Raw genomic sequence first — 18,099 nt, forward strand, 5'->3', positions numbered from 1 at the left:
TGCCGACTCCGTGGGGTTGAGGTGTCGGGTGGCGGGCGGGGAACTGTTGCTCTGCGATGTGGCGGGAGGTTGTCGAGACGTTGCGTGGGCCGGTGCGGTAGCGGCCAGCGATCCGGCCGCCAGGGCCGCGACGACGAAGGTGGCGATCGGTCTCGATGCGGGGCGTATGGACGCGCGTCTGCGTGTGCGAGAGGCGGACATCGGCGGTGTGGTCCTTCGCAGGCTCAGGCGGTTCCCCCCGTGGGCCCCGCGCCGTGTGCATTCTGTGGGGCCGATGTGAGCCCGGTCCATCAACACTTGATCGTCAAGTACCCACCCGGGGTCCGTTTTTGACGTGTGTGGGTCAAGTTGTGTTCCAGCTTGGGTGATTCTTTTGTTCTTCCTGTGGAGAAGCTTTGCGTAGTGCGTCGATCTCAGGCCCTAGCGTGATGATCGACGGGGGTCTGATCAAACGTGTGCCTCCGCTCTGACATGCACTCAAATCGCCTAGCAGAGCGATTAGTTGGGCCCTTTGAGGTTGGGGAGGGGAGCGCACACCATGGCGCGGGTATCGGGGTGGAGACGCGGTTGGGCGGCCTGGGGCGCCCAGAGGGTTCGCCGCACGGCAGTCGTGACCGCTGGCACCTTGCTGGTGGGTCTGCTGCCTGCTGGGGTGGCGACGGCAGCCGCTCTGTCGAAGCAGCAGACGTCGGCTCCCGCAGTTCCGCACAACAAGCGGGTCCCCATCACTCGAGCCAGGCCCGGGCGGGGATCTGCTCCCAAGGCCTTCAGGCGCTTCGATCCCAGCGGGCATACAAAGCTTCCCGCGCCGGGCAGCGCCGTGGTGACCCTGCCCGTCGCGGCTGCCTCCACGCGGCTGAGCGCCAAGGCGACCGAGGTGCGGGCCGGAAGCATGCCTGTCCTGCTCAGTGCCGCCGCGGGTTCGCAGCCCCAGCCAGCCGCCATCACCGGGGCCCAGCGAGTGCGGGTGACGATGCTGGACCAGAAGTCCGCACGCTCGGCCGGTGTCCACGGCGTGTTGTTCACACTGCAGCGCACCGGCCCGAGCAGCGGGAAGGTCGCGCTGCGGGTGGACGACTCCTCCTTCCGCTACGCCTTCGGCGGTGACTTCGCCTCACGTCTCCACCTGGTCCAATTGCCCGCCTGCGCGCTGACCACCCCCAAGCTGGCACGCTGCCAGGTCCAGACTCCGGTGCACACGACCCCGAGCGCACCCCTGTCCGCACAGGTATCCGTACCGGGCCCGTCCACCATGTCGGCCGGCACCGCGGTCTCCTCCCGCCCGGCAACCGCCGCCTCCAGCCCGATGATTGTCATGGCCGCGACCGCGGGAACCTCCGGCTCATCCGGCGACTACTCGGCGACCAGCCTGTCGCCGGGGGGCTCCTGGTCGACTTCGGGGAGCACAGGGGCATTCACCTACAGCTACCCGATCGCGGTGCCGTCGGCGATCGGTGGCGCGGCCCCGAACGTGGACCTGTCGTACAGCTCCTCCAGCCAGGACGCGCGTACCGAGGGGACGAACAATCAGTCCTCGTGGCTCGGAGACGGCTGGACCTCGACGGAGAACTACGTCGAACGCACATACAAGTCATGCCAGGACGACTCGTCGTCCGGTGCTCCGAAAGACGACGGCGACGAGTGCTGGGCGGGACAGATCCTCACCCTGTCACTGAACGGCACCTCCACCGACATCGTCTACGACGACGCCACCAAGACCTTCCGTCCAGCCGCCGATAACTCCACCACCAAGATCGAGGACCTGACCGGCGCCACGAACAGCACGGCGAACGGGGAGTACTTCAAGGTCACCGAAGGTGGCGTGCAGTACTTCTTCGGCCTCAACCGCCTGCCGGGCTGGTCCAGCGGCAAGGACGAGACTCAATCCGCTTGGACCGAGCCGGTCTACCACGCTCACAGCGGAGTGTCCGCCTGCCCGGACAGCACGGACTTCGCCTCCACCTCATGCGTGCTGGGCTACCGGTTCAACCTGGACTACGCGGTGGACACCCACAGCAACGCCACCGCCTGGTACTACGCACCGGAGACCGGCTACTACGGCGCGGACATGAAGGACACCGCGGTGTCCTACACCCGTGGCGGCATCCTCTCGCGCATCGACTACGGCATGACCTCCTCGACGATCTACTCCGGCACCGCGCCAGAGCAGATCCTCTTCGACGCCTCGGCCGAGCGCTGCATCCCGGGCACGCCCTCCGGCAACACGTGCGCGGACAGCCAGTTCACCGCGGCGAACGCCGCCTACTGGCCGGACGTGCCGATCGACCTGAACTGCACCAAGGCATCGAGCTGCACCAACCATGGACCGAGCTTCTGGTCCCGCAAGCGCCTGACCTCCATCACCACCCAGATCCAGGTGGCCGGGGCGACCCAGCAGGTCGACAAGTACACGTTCACCCAGTCCTTTCCGGACGGCGGCGACCACGCTCCCACCTTGTGGCTGGACTCCATCCAGCGCACCGGCCTCGACACGCTGGGTGGCGCGTCCGGCAGCACCTCCACGCCGGCAGTGAACTTCGACCCCCCACTGCAGCTGCCCAACCGTGTGGGCACCATTCCCCAGATGCCGCTGATGTACCACGACCGCATCCAGACGGTCACCAGCGAGACCGGCGCCGAGACGACCGTCACCTACGACCGCCCCGACTGCTCCAGCGCTCCTGCGAGTGACCCCAACGACCCAACGGACGCGGCGGCCCAAACGTTCGCGTCAACCAACACCTTGTCCTGCTTCCCGGTGTACTGGACGCCCGACGGGCAGCCGGCGCCGTGGATGGACTGGTTCTACAAGTACAAGGTCAAGTCGGTCGTCACCATCGACAAGAACAACTCCTATCAGGACGGGACCGAGCCGGAACTGGAGACGGACTACGCCTACAAGGGGAACCCGGGCTGGCACTTCGACGACGACGAGGTCGTCAAGGCCAAGAACCGCACCTGGGGTCAGTTCCGGGGCTACCCGGAGGTGGACGTGACCACCGGTGACCCCAACGTGTTCCACAAGACCGACGGCGCCAACGTCCACGACCAGAAGACGCTGAGCAAGACCTACTACTTCCTGGGCATGAACGGCGACACCCTGCCCGGCGGCAAGACCCGCTCGGTGCCGTCACTGACCAGCCAGGACGGCAATACCTCGGTCGCGGACGACGACGCGCTGGCCGGGCAGGGCTTCGAGACCGACACCTACACCAGCGCCTCCGCCGGCGGCACCCTGGACAAGGCCGTCGTCACGGTGCCCACGATCATCGGCCCCACGGCATCACGGTCCCGCAACGGCCTGCCCGACCTCACGGCGCAGATGGTCCGCACGACCAAGACCCTCACTCGGCAGGCGGTCTCCTACGGCTGGCGCAAGACCGAGACCGACACCTTCTACACCACCGCTCTGGGCAAGCCGACGACCGGCATGCCCGTGCAGGTCGACGACCGCGGCGAGACCACAGCCCGCGACAACGTCACCAACTGCACCTACACCCGCTACCTCACCGGCAGTGTGGACACCCTGGTGCTGCCCGCCGAGGCCATCGCCACCGACCAGGACTGCTCCACCTCCGGTGCCACTCCCGGCGGCACGCTGCTCTCCGACGTCCGCACCTCCTACGACCACAACGCCTTCGCCTACGACGGCGACGGCCAGCAGAATCCCGCGCTTCCCAAGACCGGTGACGTGACCCTGGTCCAGAAGGCGTCCGCCGCCACCGGCGCCACCGCCACCACCTTCATCGACCAGGCCGCCCCCACCTACGACTCCTACGGCCGCACGACGAAGGTCACCCGCACTCCCAACTCCACCGCCCCGGACGGCAAGAGTCTCGCCCAGACCGTCTTCACCTCCTACAGTCCGACCAGCGGCGCCCTGCCCACCGGCACCACGACCGTCACCCAGGCCACACCGGGCGTGGACTGCTCCGCGGTCACCACGTCCTCCAAGGACTGCCAGCTCGCCAGCAGCAGCCTGGACCCGGCTCGAGGACTGCCCACCGCCAAGACCAACGCGGCCGGTCTGCTTACCTCACTCACCTACGACACGCTCGGCCGCCTCACAGGGGTCTGGCTGCCCAACGAGAACAAGACCAACGGCGCGCCGGCGAACACGACCTACACCTACAGCCTGTCCCAGACGGCGCCCACGGTCGTCGCCTCCAACACTCTGCTGGACAACGGCAATTACAAGACCAGCGAGACGCTCTATGACGCGATGCTGCGTCCCCTGCAGACGCAGGCGACCGGAGAGAACTCGAGTACGACGGTCAGCGACACGCAGTACGACTCGCATGGCTGGACGGTCGTCACCAACAACGCCTACAGCGTCGCGGGCAATCCTCGCACCAGCCTGATTCCCGTCTCCCAGGTGACCATCCCCGACACCACCGTCACCGACCACGACGGACTGGGCCGCGCCGACCTGGTCACCGAGGAGCACAACGGCTCCAAGACCTGGACCACGACCACCGCCTACACCGGAGACAAGACCACCACTCTGCCTCCCAAGGGGGGCGTGGCCACGACCACGGTCGTAAACTCCCGCGGCCAGACCACCGAACTCGACCAGTACACCCCCGCCGCCCCCATGCTCTCCGGAACTGCGGCGACCGGCTTCACCGCCACCGGCGGCACCGCCTCACCTACCACCTACACCTACACGGCCGCAGGCCAGCAGCACCAGGTCACGGGCCCCGACCAGACCGTGTGGACGTCCGACTACGACCTGCTCGGGCGCAGGAAGTCCCAGACCGACCCCGACACAGGTCAGAGCACATACGGGTACGACGACGCCGGCAACCTGGTGTCCAGCACCGACGCCAAGCAGACGGAACTCGACTACACCTACGACCTCCTGGGCCGCAAACTCACCGCTACCGACAAGTCGAAGTCCAACTTCCAGTTCGCCTCCTGGACCTACGACACACTGCGCATCGGCCTGCCGACCTCGTCGACCCGCTACGTCCAGGGCACCACCGGCGGCTACACAGTTGCTGCCACCGGCTACACCGTGCTCGGCAAGCCGACCGGCACCAAGATCACCCTGCCGGCCTCCGAGGCGCCTCTGCCGTCGACCTACACGACGACGTATACCTACAGCATCCGGGATCAGCTGCTGCAGACGCAGGGCGATCCGAGTACACGCGGGCTGATAGCCGAGAACCTCAGCTATGAGCACGATGCGCTGGGCAACCCGTCCATCACCAAAAGCAGCGCCGAAATCTACGTCGCCGCGACCGTCTACACGGACTACGGTGCGCCGTCCCTGGTCACCCAGGGCGCCTCGACCAACCCGGCCACGGTCACCTACACCTACGACGACCAAACCCTCCGGCTGACCGACCGCCTCATCAGCCGGACCCAGGCACCCGGCCCGACCGTCGACGACACGAAGTACGTCTACGACGCCTCCGGAAACCTGACCCGCACCACCGACCAGCAGTCGGAAACCGGCAACACCGTCACCGACCAGCAGTGCTACAACTACGACCCTCTGGACCGGCTCACCGACGCCTGGACCGCCAACGACAACTGCGCCGCCAACCCGCCCACGGCCGGCACCCTCACCACAACGCCCGGCTCCTACTGGCAGTCCTTCAACTACGACGCCATCGGCAACCGCCACCAGAGCATCGACCACGCCATCGGCACCTCGGGCACCACTGCCACTACCACCTACGTCAACGGGTGCACCACCAACTGCAACTCCACCGGCGCCCAACCCCACACCCTGACCGCCACCACCGGAGGCACCAACCCGACCAGCTTCACCTACGACGAAGACGGCAACCTGCACACCCGCACTCCCACCACCGGCCCCGGCCAGACCCTGACCTGGGACGACGAGGGCCACCTGGCCCAGGTGGACACCACCGGCTCCACCCCCACGACCACCAAGTACCTGTACGACGCGGACGGCAACCAGCTCATCCGCCGCGATCCCGGCCAGACCATCCTCTTCGCCGGCGACACCGAGATCGTCGTCAACACAAGCGTCACCCCCAACGTCCTCCTCGGCGCCGTCCGCACCTACACCCACGGCGGCACCGGCGCACCCATCGCCGTCCGCTCCAGCCTCGCCAACGGCGGAGTGAAGTACCTCTTCAACGACGCCCACGGCACCGCGACCCTGGCGATGGACACCACCACCCAGCAAGTCGCCCGCCAGCAATACACCCCCTACGGTCAGCCACGCACCAGCGCCAACTCCACGACCTGGCCCGACCCCACCCACTCCTACCTCGGCAAACCCCAGGACACCTCCACCGGCTACACCGACGTCGGAGCCCGCAAGTACGACCCCACCCTGGGCCGCTTCATCAGCGCCGACCCGCTCCTCGAAACCACCAGCCCCCAGCAACTCGGCGGCTACACCTACGCCGACGACAACCCCATCACCGACAGTGACCCCACCGGCTTGATGGGCTGCGAGAGTCCTGACGAATGCGGCGGCGGAGCCCAGCTCGGCAACAACTGGCCGACTCTGCACAGTGGGGGCAAGGCGCTCAACGACGCTTCCTGGGGCTGCAATGGCTGTGACGTTGTCAACAGCTCCAACAGTGACCCGAACAACCAGGGAGAGGTGGACGCAAGCAGACGCCGCGCTGTCAGCGCCGCCTTCCACAAGAAATACATGGAGATCTACCCGCAGGTCTTCATCCCCCGCAACTGGAAGTACGCCAACCAGTTCGCCGATGTCTTCAATCACGAAGTTGACAACTGGTGCCAAGAGGAGGGAAGCACCTGCCTGCTTGACCCGTCGGGCACGCCGGAAGACGCGTTCGACCAGCACATCATTGCGCACCTGAAATTCCTCACCTGCATGGTGCTCGGCCATCAATCTGGCTGCCTCGGGAAAACCCACATGTCCCTCGGAGTAGCCGCGGCGGCGATCGTGGCACTCACTGGGGGAGGAGGCGAAGGCCCTGGTGGTTCGGGTTTGAGGTGCAGCTTCTCACCCGACACCCCGGTCCTCATGGCCAAGGGCAAGGCCAAGCCCATCAGCAAAATAAAGACTGGTGACAAGGTCGAATCCGCAGACCCCGCCACCGGCAAGCACAAGGGCAGCCGCACCGTCCAGCACGTCTGGATCAACCACGATCACGACCTCCTTGACCTCACCATCAACATCGGCCATGGCCGCGCAGAGGTCATCCACACCACCTCCACCCACCCCTTTTACGACGCCACCACCCACACCTGGCTCCCCGCCGGCAAACTCCCCCGCGGGGACGCTCTCAACACGGCCACCGACCACCACGCCTACGTCGTCGCCACCCACCCCACACCCGGCGCCGCCAACCGCTGGAACCTCACTGTCCAGCAACTCCACACGTACTATGTTGTGGCGGGCGGCACGCCGGTACTGGTTCATAACTGCAACGATCCCTCTGACGAACTCCTCGATCATGCAGACGCCAATATCGGTAAGACCAATGTTGCTGCCGAGGTAGTGGCGCAGGATGGCACGCGTGGATTGGGGGTCAGTATGGCAAGGAATTCGGAGGATCTGACCCCGCAGGTTCGAACCGCCGTTGAGGCTACCGGGCATCACGGGGGTTGCGCCGAGATTGGCGCCCTGTGCGATATTGAGGGCCAAGGGGCGTCAATTAATGGAGCTCGGGGTCAGGCCGTCCATGTAATGGGTGGAAGTCAGGACTATGGCCCAGAGTTGCATGGCGAAGTAAAGCCATTCTGTGGCGAATGCGAACGCCTATTTGCGTACCTGGAAGGAGGGCCTCTCGAATGATGAGCGAACCAGCCGGGCTCTCGAAGCGAGCGCTGCGCTTCCTGGAGCAAAGCTCGCGTAGACCTGCGGTCGACCAGTCTCCACTGAGCTCCATCGTGATCGATACTGCGGGTCTCATGAGTGAAGCCTTCGACCTGGATGAGATTCGTCGGCTTATCCATGGCTACTACCGAGGCTATGAGGGGCGTAGCCTCGATGTAGCTGGGGGGCCCCTGTCGGGTGGAATGATCCTCGGATGCGGGGTCAATCCGCGCCTTCGGCGGTCCTGGGATGGGGTCGTTATGTTTCGTGCTGCTCGGCACCGCGATGCCCAATGCGATATCGTCATTTCTGAAAATGGAGCATTCGGGTGCTCGTGGGGTGATGAATTCCATGTCCTCTTCGACTCTGTCGAGAAGTTCATCGAAGACAGTGCCGTCTGGGAAGAGTTCCGTGGTTGGCACTACGCGGCCAGGCTCGATGGAGAATTGGACGGCCTTCTGGGCTTGATTAGTGAAGTGGCCTTGGATCCGATATTGTCGGAAGGATCTATCACCTGGTGGATTGGTCGCAATATTGCGATAGGGTCGCACCCATATCTCAATCCAGCGAGGAGCGCCAATAATCAGTCCACCGTACTTGTGCGGGATGCTGAAGATGTTCCCGGCTTGATCGAGGCTATGCGTGAAAGCGGTTTTAGCCTGCCCGTCGGCATGCGTAAGGCGATGGGGGTAGTCGGCTAGTTGATTCGTCCGATGTAGAGGTTGAGGAAAATAGCAGAGGCCCCACCGGATTTATTTCCAGTGGGGCCTCTGGGGCGTCTGACGGCAGTAGTTGACGGCAACGTCAGCGGACGGGTGCCGCACGAAACGGCGGGTCGTCACCGTTGTCGGGCTCGGCGGCGGGCTGGTCGAGGTTGCTGAGGGCGTGTCCGAGGAGGTCGATGGCCTGGCGCTGGAGGCGGAGGCGGACGATGCGTAGACCGTGGCGGTGACCCCGATGTGGGCGTGGCCCAGGAGCTCCTTGATGACGACGAGCTCGACGCCCTGCTCCAGGAGCAGTGTCGCTGTCGAGTGCCTCAGGTCGTGGAACCGGATCGGACGCAGGTCCGCGTCGCGAAGTAGTGCGTTGAAGTGTCGGGTGAGGGTGGCGGGTTCGATCGGGTGCCCGTCTGGGCGTGTGAAGACGTATCCGCTGTCCTGCCAGCCAATGCGTGTCTGCTCCTTCTCACGTGCCTGCCGCTCGCGGTGCCCGCGCAGCGAGTCGACGCAGGAGGCTGGCAGGGCGATGCGCCGTTCGGAGCTGATGGTCTTGGTGGGAAGACCGGCCAGGCCGCTGCTGCGGGTGCGCTGGAGGGTGCGGCGGATGCTGGCGGTGCCGCTGTCGGGGTCCAGGTCGAGGTCGTCCCAGCGCAGGCCGAGGAGTTCGCCCTTGCGCAGTCCGGTGCGCAGGGCGAGTTCGAACAGCGAGGCGAGCCGGTGGCCCTGGGCAGCGGCGAGGAACTGTCGGGCTTCGTCGGTGGTGAGGGGGTTGAAGCGGCGGGGGCGGGGCGTACCCGTTCGGACGTTGCGTGCGACGTTGCGGGGGATTTCTTCCTCGCGGACGGCGTGCTCCAGGGCGGACTTGAGCACGGAGTGGATGTAGGCGAGCGTCAGTGGCGAGAGTCGCCTGTCGCAGCAGCGGCCGAGGCTGCAGCAGCGGGGGCGACGGCTGGCCTGCGCGTTGGGGGCGCGTCGGGCGTCGACGCCGCGTGCGCAGCACTGACAGACGGTTCGCAGCTCGTTGAGCCAGGTCCGGACGTCCTTCGCCGTGAGCTTCGCAAGCTTCTTCCGGCCCAGGCCCGGTATCAGGTACTGCTCGACGACGGCCGTGTAGCGGGTGTGGGTGGTCTCGCGGAGTTGGTGGACGGCGACGTTCTCCAGCCAGTACGTCAGGTAGGCCGCCAGGCTGCCCTGGGTGGTGGCGACGGGGACGCCGCGGTTGCTGGCCGCGATCTTCTCCGTCAGCTTGGCCAGCGCCGCCGCACGTGTCGCGCCGTAGACACTGATGCGTTTGCGGGTGCTGCCGGGGGCGAGGACGTATCCGGAGGCTTCCCAGCGGCCGTCCTTTCGCTGGTAGACGGTGCCGTCGCCGTTGGCGCGGACGCGGCGGGAGGCGGGGGTGTCGCGGGGGGTGGTCATCAGGCGGCGGAAGCGTGGAGAAGCCGGGCGCGCCCGCACGGCGAGCGCCGGACCGACGGCGAGGCGACGGCGGGGAGTTGGCCGGGGCGCGGCCTGGTCGTGGGGTCGGGCGGTTCCGTGTGCTTTACCCCTCCCCGGGCTGGGGCCCGCGTCGGGCAAGGCCAGGGGGCCACTCGTTCAAATTCCGGGCAGGGGCAAAGCCTGCCCGAGTTGCCGGGCCAGCGTACGGCCCCCTGACCATGCCCGACCCCAACCCGGGCAGGACACCGGCCAAAGCCCACTCCACCGCCCTCACGCGCGCAGCCGTCTGACGGCAACGCCGACGGCAACGCGGGCGCACAACACGGTACTTCCACGCACACCCACGGACAGGCCGGAATTCGCTGACCAGCGAAAATGCAGGTGACGCCCTCCCCGCGAGCACACGTACTATGTGCTGGCAGGGGCTACTCCGGTCCTAGTGCATAACTGCAATGGAAATGCAGTTATCAACGACGATCGGTTGGCCCATATTGAGTATCGCCATGGCCCTGGTGGTCGCGATCAGGCAATTCGCGCGGGTGAGACTGATCTGCCGGGAGAGTTCAACGAGGACTTCATATGGAATGAGAATGACGAACATGTCCTTGGTGACAACCTTCGCGAAGGCGCGAATAATTCTCCTGAGCTCCCTAACCCCAACGGCCCTGGGCATATTCATCAGTATGACTTCGAGCGAACGATCGGCGTGAACGGGGCTGGAAATGAGACATCAGTCGCTGAGATCGTCGTTCGTGGCGGGCGGATTTGGACGGCGTATCCGAAGTGACCGAAATGACTGAGGAGGGTCTCTCCGTGGCTCGGCACATATTCAATTGGATGCAGGTGCGGTATGGCTGGGTATCGTTTGAGCTGCTGAGAGAGGGTACGCCCCCTTACCGTGCAACCGTCAGCGATTCGACTGATGTGTTTCGTGTCCTAGTGGAAGGCGCACGGCTAATTCTCGATACTGGGGCTCGCCAGGAGTTCTCGTTCGATAATGAGCCAGGAGAGATCCGGTGGACTTTGGAGCCGCACGGAGATTCTTTGAACCTCCGTGTGGCAATGCATCCCGAATGGGGCCGAGGTCCGGGCGAAGAGCGGTGGACGGCAGAAGAGATCGATCCTAGAGTCTTCGCATCTGATGTACTTTCATCCACCGTTGAATTGATCAGCAGCCTGGGTGTCGATGGCTTTCGCCGTTCATGGCCGTCGTACCCGTATCCAGTTGCTGAGGTCGAGGCGCTTAAGGAAATTCTTGAAACTTCTTGATCTGCCTCTGCGGTCCCGCCAGATGCACTTCCGGCGGGTCCACTGGGGTGTGTGACGGCAGTAGTTGACGGCAACGTCAGCGGACGGAGGCTGCACCAAGTTACGGATCGTCGCCGTCGTTGAACTCGATCGTGGTCTCGGCGAGGTTGCCGAGTGAGTGTGCTCTTGCCGAATACCTCATCCATGCTGGTCAAGCCGCATGCGCGTACTCGTGCAGGGTGCCGCCGAGCCTCGCGCGTCGTCATATGTCGAGGCGTGCGATCCGCTCCGGATCGTCGATTGGTTCGGGCAACGGACGCAGAGGACGGGCATTCGCGAGGCCCTGGTGCGGCCTGTGCTCGTTGTAGAAAATCTCGAACTCGCGCAGGGCGTGAAGGAGATGGCGCTGGCCCCAGATCAGTGTCCGGTCCAGCAGTTCTCGGCGGCAGGTTTGCACCCTGTGCCGTTCGGAAACTCATCGCTGCAGCTCACGCCGCATATCTGTACTCGTTGATCAGGCCACCCAGCACTCGGGTGTGCAGGATCCGCTGAGCGGTCGGAGCGGTCATGGGCGCTGGGTGCTCCTGGGCGAGCGGAGGGAGTTGCCCTCGAGCCTGGTGCGGGCGATGACCGTTGTAGTGCCGGGTATAGGCTTCGAGGACCTGCCGAGCATGGGACTCGTTCCATATCAGCAGGTGGTCGAGAACCTCGCGCCGCAAAGTACCAATGACCCGCTCGCAGTGCGCGTTCATCCGGGGAGCCCGCGGCGCGGTCCTCACGACCTCGATGTCGTCGGCCGCGAAGACCGCGTCGAAGGACTCGGTGTACTTCGCGTCCCGGTCCCGGAGCAGGAAACGCAGCGAGTCCACCCGCACACCCAACTCGACGGCGACGTTTCGCGCCTGCTGGACCGTCCAGGGACCGGTGGGATGTGCAGTTACTCCCGCGACGTGCAGCCGGCGTGTGCCGTGCTCGAGGAAGACCAGCGCGTACACCCGGCGCAGGTCGACCAGATCGATGTGCAGGAAGTCGCAGGCGATGATGCCCTCGGCCTGCGCTGTCAGGAGCTCACGCCACGTCGGGCCGCTGCGGCGCGGGGCCGGATCAATGCCGGACGCCGTCAGGATCTCCCAGACCGTCGTCGAGCCGACCGGATGCCCGAGCCGCTTCAGTTCCCCTTGGATCCGACGGCAGCCCCAACGCGGATTCTCCTGGGCCAGCCGCACCACCAGCGCCTTCACCACACCCGCCGTCGACGGTCTCCCGGGCCTGGCCCGTCGCTTGCTGTAGTCCCACCTCGTGGCTATCAACCTGCGATGCCACCCGAGCAACGTCCCAGGCGTCACCGGGAACACCTGCGCCCACCGGCACCGAGGAATCAGGGAGGACAGCGCCGCGAACCACAGCGGATCCGCCGGTTCATATCGCACTGGTCCCGAGAGCTGCCTACGCAGCACTGCATTCTGGTGCCGTAGAACAAGCAGTTCCGCGTCCTTGGCTGCATCCCGCCGCAGCAGCAACGCCGGGACCGCGAGCAGCTTCCGAGCCAGCTGGTACACCAGAGAAACGATCACCCGAACAGACTTCCAGCAAGCTGTCGGGGCGCGCCAGACTCACTACGAGCAGCAGCGATGAGTTTCCGAACGGCACAAGGAAAAGTCGCCAGTTGACCGCCGCCGAGGCGTGGTCGGAGGCGAGGTGGAGTAAGACGCCGACCTGGCAATTGGTGACCTTGCCGGCGGTGCCGGTGTACTGCCGCGACACACACGCCGAGGCGGTCCCGTCCTTCAGGAACCCGGTGTCGTCGAAGACCAGCGCCTCCGGTGCGATCACCTCCTCCATCCGCCAGGCCAGTTTTGCCCGGATGTGGGCCGGGTCCCACGGGCTGGTGGTGATGAAATGGGCCAGCGCCTGCCGGTTCCCGTCTTCACCGAGCCGTGCGGCTATCGGCTCGACCGACTTACGCTGCCCGTCGGTAAGCAGCCCCCGCAGGTAGACCTGCCCCCAACGACGTTGGTCATCACGCGCGAACGGCTCGAACACCTCCGCGGATGGCTGGAGGTGTCGGATCCCAGCTGATGCCTGACGTTTCTGTCCCGGGTGATGCTTGACGGTGGCCGGCGTCGCCTCCCGCGCCGGGCGCCCCCGACCACGCGCCGCCGGGCGCTCACCGTTCGCGGTGGTTCGGGGCAGGAAAACCTCCGATGGCGTCGCCCGGCGTGCCAAACTTTCACCTATGACGCGCGCACTGCATCTGACCGCTGCGGTCACCCGTGAGGACGAGTGGTACGTGGCCCGCTGTCTCCAGGTCGAGGTCACCAGCCAGGGAGAGAGCATCGAAGAGGCCCTGGCCAACCTCCGCGAGGCACTGGAGCTGTATTTCGAGGACGCCCCCGCCCCCGAGATCGTCGCCGACGTGATCACCGCACCGGTCGAGGTCCGCGTCGCATGAGCCCCGCCGTCCCCCACGGCCTGTCCGGCACCCAGATCGCCAAGGCGCTCGAACGCGCCGGTTTCGGCCACATCGCGACCCGCGGCAGCCACGCCAAATACCGCAAGGACGACCGCACCGTCATCGTGCCCCTGCACCGCTCCCTCGCGCCCGGTACCCTCCGCTCCATCCTTCGCCAGGCCGACTGGACCGTGGACGACCTCACCGAGCACCTCAAATAGCCCAGAGGTCCCGACCCGGTGTCGCCCCTGACGGCAGTAGCGATGGCAACAACTACGAACAACCCCGGCTGAACCCGCACCCCAGCGGACCGCCGAACACCACTTGACCTGCGAAAACGCAGGTAGAGTGGGGGCGCCTAGCACACGTACTACGTGCTGGCGGGGGCTACGCCGGTCCTGGTTCACAATACATGTGGACCTAAGACCACGTATCGGAGTGATACGCGTGGCCCGGATGAGATCTTCAAGAATGGGTTCGAGCCGCGTGGATCAAATATGGACCTAATGGAGCACGCTTCTGGTTGGTCGACAGATTCCGGTTATGTGGCGACGACTAAACACGAGAGCATAGCCATCGGGCGCGGCGGAAACGTCTATCACGTAGACGGGGTCGAGGGCCTCGATGTGAATGGCGAGTGGCCAGACAATCCATTTGCCGACGAACAGGAAATTGCTGTTCCGGGTCGCATTGATCCGAGCCGTATCATCGGCGTGCGGTTGCGTGACGGGACTTGGATGGACAATCCCAACTATGTTCCTCTGGGGAAGTGATGGATGTACTAAGCCTGACCGCTGCCAGCGACGATGGCCGTCGCGAGGAGATTGACCTCGAAGTTGATGACTCAGGCACGCCGAGCATCAGGCTGGTCCGCGCCAATAGGATGACTAGCGTCCATCAAGGCGGAGATCTCTTCGAGTGCCTCAAGGTTTTGCGCCGTCACCTTGAGGTGGAAGGTCTCCTCGTTTGCTGTCAAGGATCACGACCGACGGTATTTCCATCGGGGATGGGGCGTCAGATGTCAAACGGGAGGCTTGCTTATCCGTTGCGACGCGATCCGACTCTGACCGACGCGGATCTTGTGGACATATTCGCGCCAGCTAAACTTTCCGAGGTGGGTACGGTCGAAGATCAACGTCGAGCTGTAATGGAGTTCTTCGGGTTCTCAAATAAGTAGCTTGGCGGTCCCGCCGGGTTTTTTTCCGGTGGGACTGCTGTGGCGTGCTGAGGGGGTCTGACGGCAGTACCTGACGGCAACGTCAGTGGACGGGTGCTGCACAAGCGGTCGAGTCGTCGCCGTCGTCTGGCTCGGTGGTGGGCTCCTGCGGAGCCTGGACTGTGGGGTTGCGATGAGCTCGGTGAGCAGAAACTCGGACTCGGGGTCAACTCAGGTGCTATCTGACGAGGAGCGGGATCTGCTCCGATGTGGCCTCCTGGAATGGAGTGGACCGGCTCGCGGCACAGAAGAGTTCGCGGTTGCCATGGGCTTCCCGGGCCTGGACGGTCTGCTCCAGGAAGGTAAGCGAATTCGCGCAAGGCTGGCCAGCGGGGAGTCGCTTGAGCCTATTGATTGGGCGCGTGCTCTCCTGGCAACAGAAGTCGCCTTCGCAAGTGACGTCGTTGGGTCAGGTCATGACTGGTCGATAACCACAGGGTTTTCCGACGAGGAGACAGTTAGGATTCTGTGGTCGATTCAGCGGAAGCTTGCCCGTACGGTCATTCCGCTCATTGGAAATTCCCTTGGAACTCGCCTAGGGAACCAGTGGGGATGAGTTATCGCGCCTCTGGAAGGCGCCTCGCCATGAGTTTCTGATGGTGTTCAAATTGTCGAGCGGAAAGCCGGGCGGGACCCCCGCCGAACTCTTCGACGACGCCGTCAAGGAAGGCCAGGGCGGTTACTGGTACACCACGCAGAGGGAAATGGCGTTCCTGGAGCGGGCCTACCGCTTGGGCAACCTGCCCCGAAGCAGGCTCACCTTCTACCTGGGAGGAAAAGACGTCACCGGTGAAGTCTTTTCGGAATCTGAATACCTAGGAGGTTCTTGAAATGCCTCTCGCCCGATGGGAGCGCAGATTTCGAGTGTGGCACTACTCGGTGAGCTATCAGCGACTGCTGCTGCGCAGCCTCACCGAGCATTCCCCGACTCGAGTGGATGTTCTCTTCTCAAACGTCAACTTCATTCATATGCCCACGAACTTTGAGCGGTTCGAGGTGCACGAGGACGAGCAGTTCACCATGGCGGGGGTGGAGATCGAGAGCCCGCGAGGCACATGGTTCATCGTGAACGACGGTGTTGGCTATATCCATGCGACACACTGCCAATGGCACGAAGACGAGGGTAATTCCATGACGCCGTCTCGCTTTGGGCCGTTCAGGCCGACGGACTAAGATTCACCAGGACGAGCAGGCTCCTGTGCCGTTGAGAGAGAGTCGGAATCTCGCTCGTCGGCACAGGAGCCTTCGTGCTGAATGCCGGGCTCAGTGTGGGAAGGCCCGGGGTGGTCTCTGCCGGGGCAGCTCGTCGCGGAAGCTGGAGATGGCCGAGCTGATCTGGCGCATCAAGACCGTGCCCTCCAGCCGGTCGAGGTGGAGGTTCGCGCGGGCCAGGACGGGCAGGTCGACGCAGAAGTACAGCGTCGTCAGCGGATTGACGAACAGTTCGCTGCCTCGGGTGCGCTCGGTGAACCGTACGTCGTCGAACTCCCCCCCCCGCACGGCGGCAGCGACGGACCCGATGTCGGTCCCGCCGTCCACCAGTACGACCGCATCTGCCCCGCCCAGATGCTCCAGCAGCGCCCGGTAGGCGGCACGGGGTCTGTCAAACGGACGGGTCTGTTCCGTAGTCGGTGGTGACGGTGAGTGCCCGCCTGTGATCATTGAGCGTGCATGATGCGAACGCGCTTATAGGAACGGTGTTTTCGGGGTTGTCGGCGTTGGTCATTGAGGAAGTGGCGGACGGTGGCGAGATAGTCCGGGTTACGGCTCGGACCCGGGATGTTCCCGTTCCCTGCCCGGTGTGCGGGGCCGTGACGGGGAGGGTCCACGGATATCACGGCCGGACGCTGCGGGATGTGCCGGTCGACGGCCGGCAGGTCGTGGTCCGGGTGAGGATACGACGGCTGGTCTGTCCGGTCCTGGGCTGCAGGCGGCAGACCTTCCGAGAGCAGGTTCCCGGGCTTCTTGAGCGCCATCAGCGCCGCACCACACGTCTGACCGGTCAGCTCGCCGAAGCTGGTCAAGGAGTTATGCGGCCGGGCGTCCGCCCGACTCGCCCGATCGCTGGCCGTGCCCTTGTCGTACGCCTCCGCCCTGCGGCTGCTGCGGCGGGTGCCCGTGCCGGCGGTGCGGATCCCGGGGGTGATCGGGGTCGACGACTTCGCCCTGCGGCGTCGGCAGAGCTACGCCACGATCATCATCAACGCCGAGACCGGTGAGCGAATCGAGGTACTGCCCGGCCGCGACGCCGCCACTGTGGAAGCCTGCCTGCGCGGACATCCGGGCATCGAGGCCGTGTGCCGGGACGGATCGGCCACACAGCACCTGCTGGGCGACAGCGGGCCCGCCCCCGGCTGAGGGGAGACAGGCTGCCACCACCCGCGAGCGCTGGCAGCAGGTCCACGCCCTGCGCGAGCGCGGAGTCGGACTTTTGGAGTGCGCACGGCGCCTGAACCTCGCCTTGAACACCGTCAAGCGCTATGACCGTGTCACCGAGCCCGAGCGCCTCATCCGCGCCCCCAAGTACCGGCCCACCCTCGTGGACCCCTACCTCGATCACCTGCGCAAGCGCCGACTGGAGAACCCAGCCGTCCCCGTCACCGATCTCCTCCAGGAGATCAGGGAGCTGGGCTCCACCGGCAGCTCGAACCTGCTGGTCCGCTACATCAACCAGGGCCGTGTCGAGGCCGACCGGCCTGCCCTCTCGCCCCGGCGCCTGGCCCGCTACCTGCTCACCCGTCCCGACCGCCTCAAGGACCACCAGCGGGAACGTATCGAGACCGCCCGCACTGCCTGCCACGAGATGACCGCTCTGGCCGACCTCATCCACCACTTCGCCGTGCTGCTGGATCCCACCGACGGCAATGCCACCCTGCTGAGCACCTGGATCACCTCGGTCCAGGCTCAGGACCTGCCCCACCTGCATGCTTTCACCCGGGGCCTCGAGAAGGACCGCGCCGCAGTCGACGCCGCCCTCACCCTGCCGCACCACAACGGCGGCACCGAAGGCGAGAACAACAAAACCCAGCTGATCAAGCGCCAGATGTACGGCCGCGCGAGCTTCCCCCTCCTCCGCCACCGCATCCTCCTGGGCTGACCACACCCTGCATCACCACCGACTACGGAACAGACCCGTCCGTTTGACAGACCCGGAGCGTGTCTGAAAGATCGTGTAAGTCCGTGATGTGACAGGCTGGCCGAGGCCCAGCCCTGGAGCCTTGACCAGCCGGGACGGACGGACATGGCA

The 18,099-nt window shown here is 65.2% G+C and carries 11 protein-coding genes and 4 pseudogenes; 11 read left to right on the forward strand and 4 right to left on the reverse strand.

Annotated features, from left to right (window positions below; translation table 11 throughout):
• Positions 1-823: 823 nt before the first annotated feature.
• Both ACFY2Z_RS28845 and ACFY2Z_RS28850 read left to right on the forward strand, forming a co-directional pair.
• The gene (locus ACFY2Z_RS28845) at positions 824-7,756 is read left to right on the forward strand and encodes a polymorphic toxin-type HINT domain-containing protein (RefSeq protein ID WP_390747013.1); all 6,933 of its coding nucleotides are present in this window, start codon (positions 824-826) and stop codon (positions 7,754-7,756) included.
• Positions 7,753-8,478, forward strand: a complete 726-nt coding sequence (locus ACFY2Z_RS28850; RefSeq protein ID WP_390747014.1) for a hypothetical protein — start codon at positions 7,753-7,755, stop codon at positions 8,476-8,478. Before ACFY2Z_RS28845 ends, ACFY2Z_RS28850 begins: the two co-directional genes overlap by 4 nt.
• Before the next feature lie 103 nt (positions 8,479-8,581).
• On the opposite strand, the pseudogene ACFY2Z_RS28855 reads toward ACFY2Z_RS28850, so the two are convergent.
• A pseudogene (locus tag ACFY2Z_RS28855) lies at positions 8,582-9,915 on the reverse strand (tyrosine-type recombinase/integrase).
• 460 nt (positions 9,916-10,375) lie between these two features.
• Here ACFY2Z_RS28855 and ACFY2Z_RS28860 point away from each other — a divergent pair.
• The 3 genes from ACFY2Z_RS28860 (at position 10,376) to ACFY2Z_RS28870 (ending at position 11,698) form a co-directional block, all read left to right on the forward strand.
• Complete coding sequence (locus ACFY2Z_RS28860; RefSeq protein ID WP_390747015.1) at positions 10,376-10,723, forward strand: hypothetical protein; 348 nt, start codon at positions 10,376-10,378, stop codon at positions 10,721-10,723.
• Between the two features lie 26 nt (positions 10,724-10,749).
• A complete protein-coding gene (locus ACFY2Z_RS28865) occupies positions 10,750-11,205 on the forward strand; it encodes a hypothetical protein (protein ID WP_390747016.1) in 456 nt (151 codons plus the stop codon).
• 199 nt (positions 11,206-11,404) lie between these two features.
• Complete coding sequence (locus ACFY2Z_RS28870; RefSeq protein WP_390747017.1) at positions 11,405-11,698, forward strand: hypothetical protein; 294 nt, start codon at positions 11,405-11,407, stop codon at positions 11,696-11,698.
• Here ACFY2Z_RS28870 and ACFY2Z_RS28875 read toward each other — a convergent pair.
• Positions 11,673-12,758 carry an integrase core domain-containing protein gene (locus ACFY2Z_RS28875; RefSeq protein WP_390747018.1) on the reverse strand — a complete coding sequence of 362 codons (1,086 nt, stop codon included), beginning with the start codon at positions 12,756-12,758 and terminating at the stop codon, positions 11,673-11,675. The genes ACFY2Z_RS28870 and ACFY2Z_RS28875 overlap by 26 nt on opposite strands.
• A gap of 133 nt (positions 12,759-12,891) precedes the next feature.
• Positions 12,892-13,254: pseudogene (locus tag ACFY2Z_RS28880) on the reverse strand (transposase); the annotation flags it as partial.
• 166 nt (positions 13,255-13,420) lie between these two features.
• On the opposite strand from ACFY2Z_RS28880, the gene ACFY2Z_RS28885 reads away from it, so the two are divergent.
• The 5 genes from ACFY2Z_RS28885 to ACFY2Z_RS28905 all read left to right on the forward strand — a co-directional run bounded on the left by ACFY2Z_RS28885 (position 13,421) and on the right by ACFY2Z_RS28905 (position 16,025).
• Positions 13,421-13,636 (forward strand): type II toxin-antitoxin system HicB family antitoxin, encoded by a 216-nt coding sequence (locus ACFY2Z_RS28885; protein ID WP_388978364.1) that lies wholly within the window; start codon positions 13,421-13,423, stop codon positions 13,634-13,636.
• Positions 13,633-13,857, forward strand: a complete 225-nt coding sequence (locus ACFY2Z_RS28890; RefSeq protein WP_388978367.1) for a type II toxin-antitoxin system HicA family toxin — start codon at positions 13,633-13,635, stop codon at positions 13,855-13,857. The genes ACFY2Z_RS28885 and ACFY2Z_RS28890 overlap by 4 nt, the downstream gene beginning before the upstream one ends.
• 153 nt (positions 13,858-14,010) lie before the next feature.
• A complete protein-coding gene (locus ACFY2Z_RS28895; RefSeq protein ID WP_390747019.1) occupies positions 14,011-14,409 on the forward strand; it encodes a hypothetical protein in 399 nt (132 codons plus the stop codon).
• Between the two features lie 1,039 nt (positions 14,410-15,448).
• The gene (locus ACFY2Z_RS28900) at positions 15,449-15,682 is read left to right on the forward strand and encodes a hypothetical protein (protein WP_388978372.1); all 234 of its coding nucleotides are present in this window, start codon (positions 15,449-15,451) and stop codon (positions 15,680-15,682) included.
• Positions 15,683-15,731: 49 nt separating this feature from the next.
• Positions 15,732-16,025: a hypothetical protein gene (locus ACFY2Z_RS28905; RefSeq protein ID WP_390747020.1), complete on the forward strand. Its 294-nt coding sequence runs from the start codon at positions 15,732-15,734 to the stop codon at positions 16,023-16,025.
• 90 nt (positions 16,026-16,115) lie between these two features.
• On the opposite strand, the pseudogene ACFY2Z_RS28910 reads toward ACFY2Z_RS28905, so the two are convergent.
• A pseudogene (locus ACFY2Z_RS28910) lies at positions 16,116-16,448 on the reverse strand (hypothetical protein); the annotation flags it as partial.
• 101 nt (positions 16,449-16,549) lie between these two features.
• On the opposite strand from ACFY2Z_RS28910, the pseudogene ACFY2Z_RS28915 reads away from it, so the two are divergent.
• Positions 16,550-17,949 (forward strand): annotated as a pseudogene (locus tag ACFY2Z_RS28915) (ISL3 family transposase).
• The last annotated feature ends 150 nt before the right edge of the window (positions 17,950-18,099 follow it).

The organism is Streptomyces sp. NPDC001222 (assembly GCF_042896945.1).
Lineage (GTDB): Bacteria > Actinomycetota > Actinomycetes > Streptomycetales > Streptomycetaceae > Streptomyces > Streptomyces gibsoniae.

Coding starts and splice junctions, on each gene's coding strand:
- ACFY2Z_RS28850 (WP_390747014.1), top strand. CDS start 7,753: ATGATGAGCGAACCAGCCGGGCTCTCGAAGCGAGCGCTGCGCTTCCTG.
- ACFY2Z_RS28870 (WP_390747017.1), top strand. CDS start 11,405: ATGCGCGTACTCGTGCAGGGTGCCGCCGAGCCTCGCGCGTCGTCATAT.
- ACFY2Z_RS28885 (WP_388978364.1), top strand. CDS start 13,421: ATGACGCGCGCACTGCATCTGACCGCTGCGGTCACCCGTGAGGACGAG.
- ACFY2Z_RS28890 (WP_388978367.1), top strand. CDS start 13,633: ATGAGCCCCGCCGTCCCCCACGGCCTGTCCGGCACCCAGATCGCCAAG.
- ACFY2Z_RS28900 (WP_388978372.1), top strand. CDS start 15,449: ATGGTGTTCAAATTGTCGAGCGGAAAGCCGGGCGGGACCCCCGCCGAA.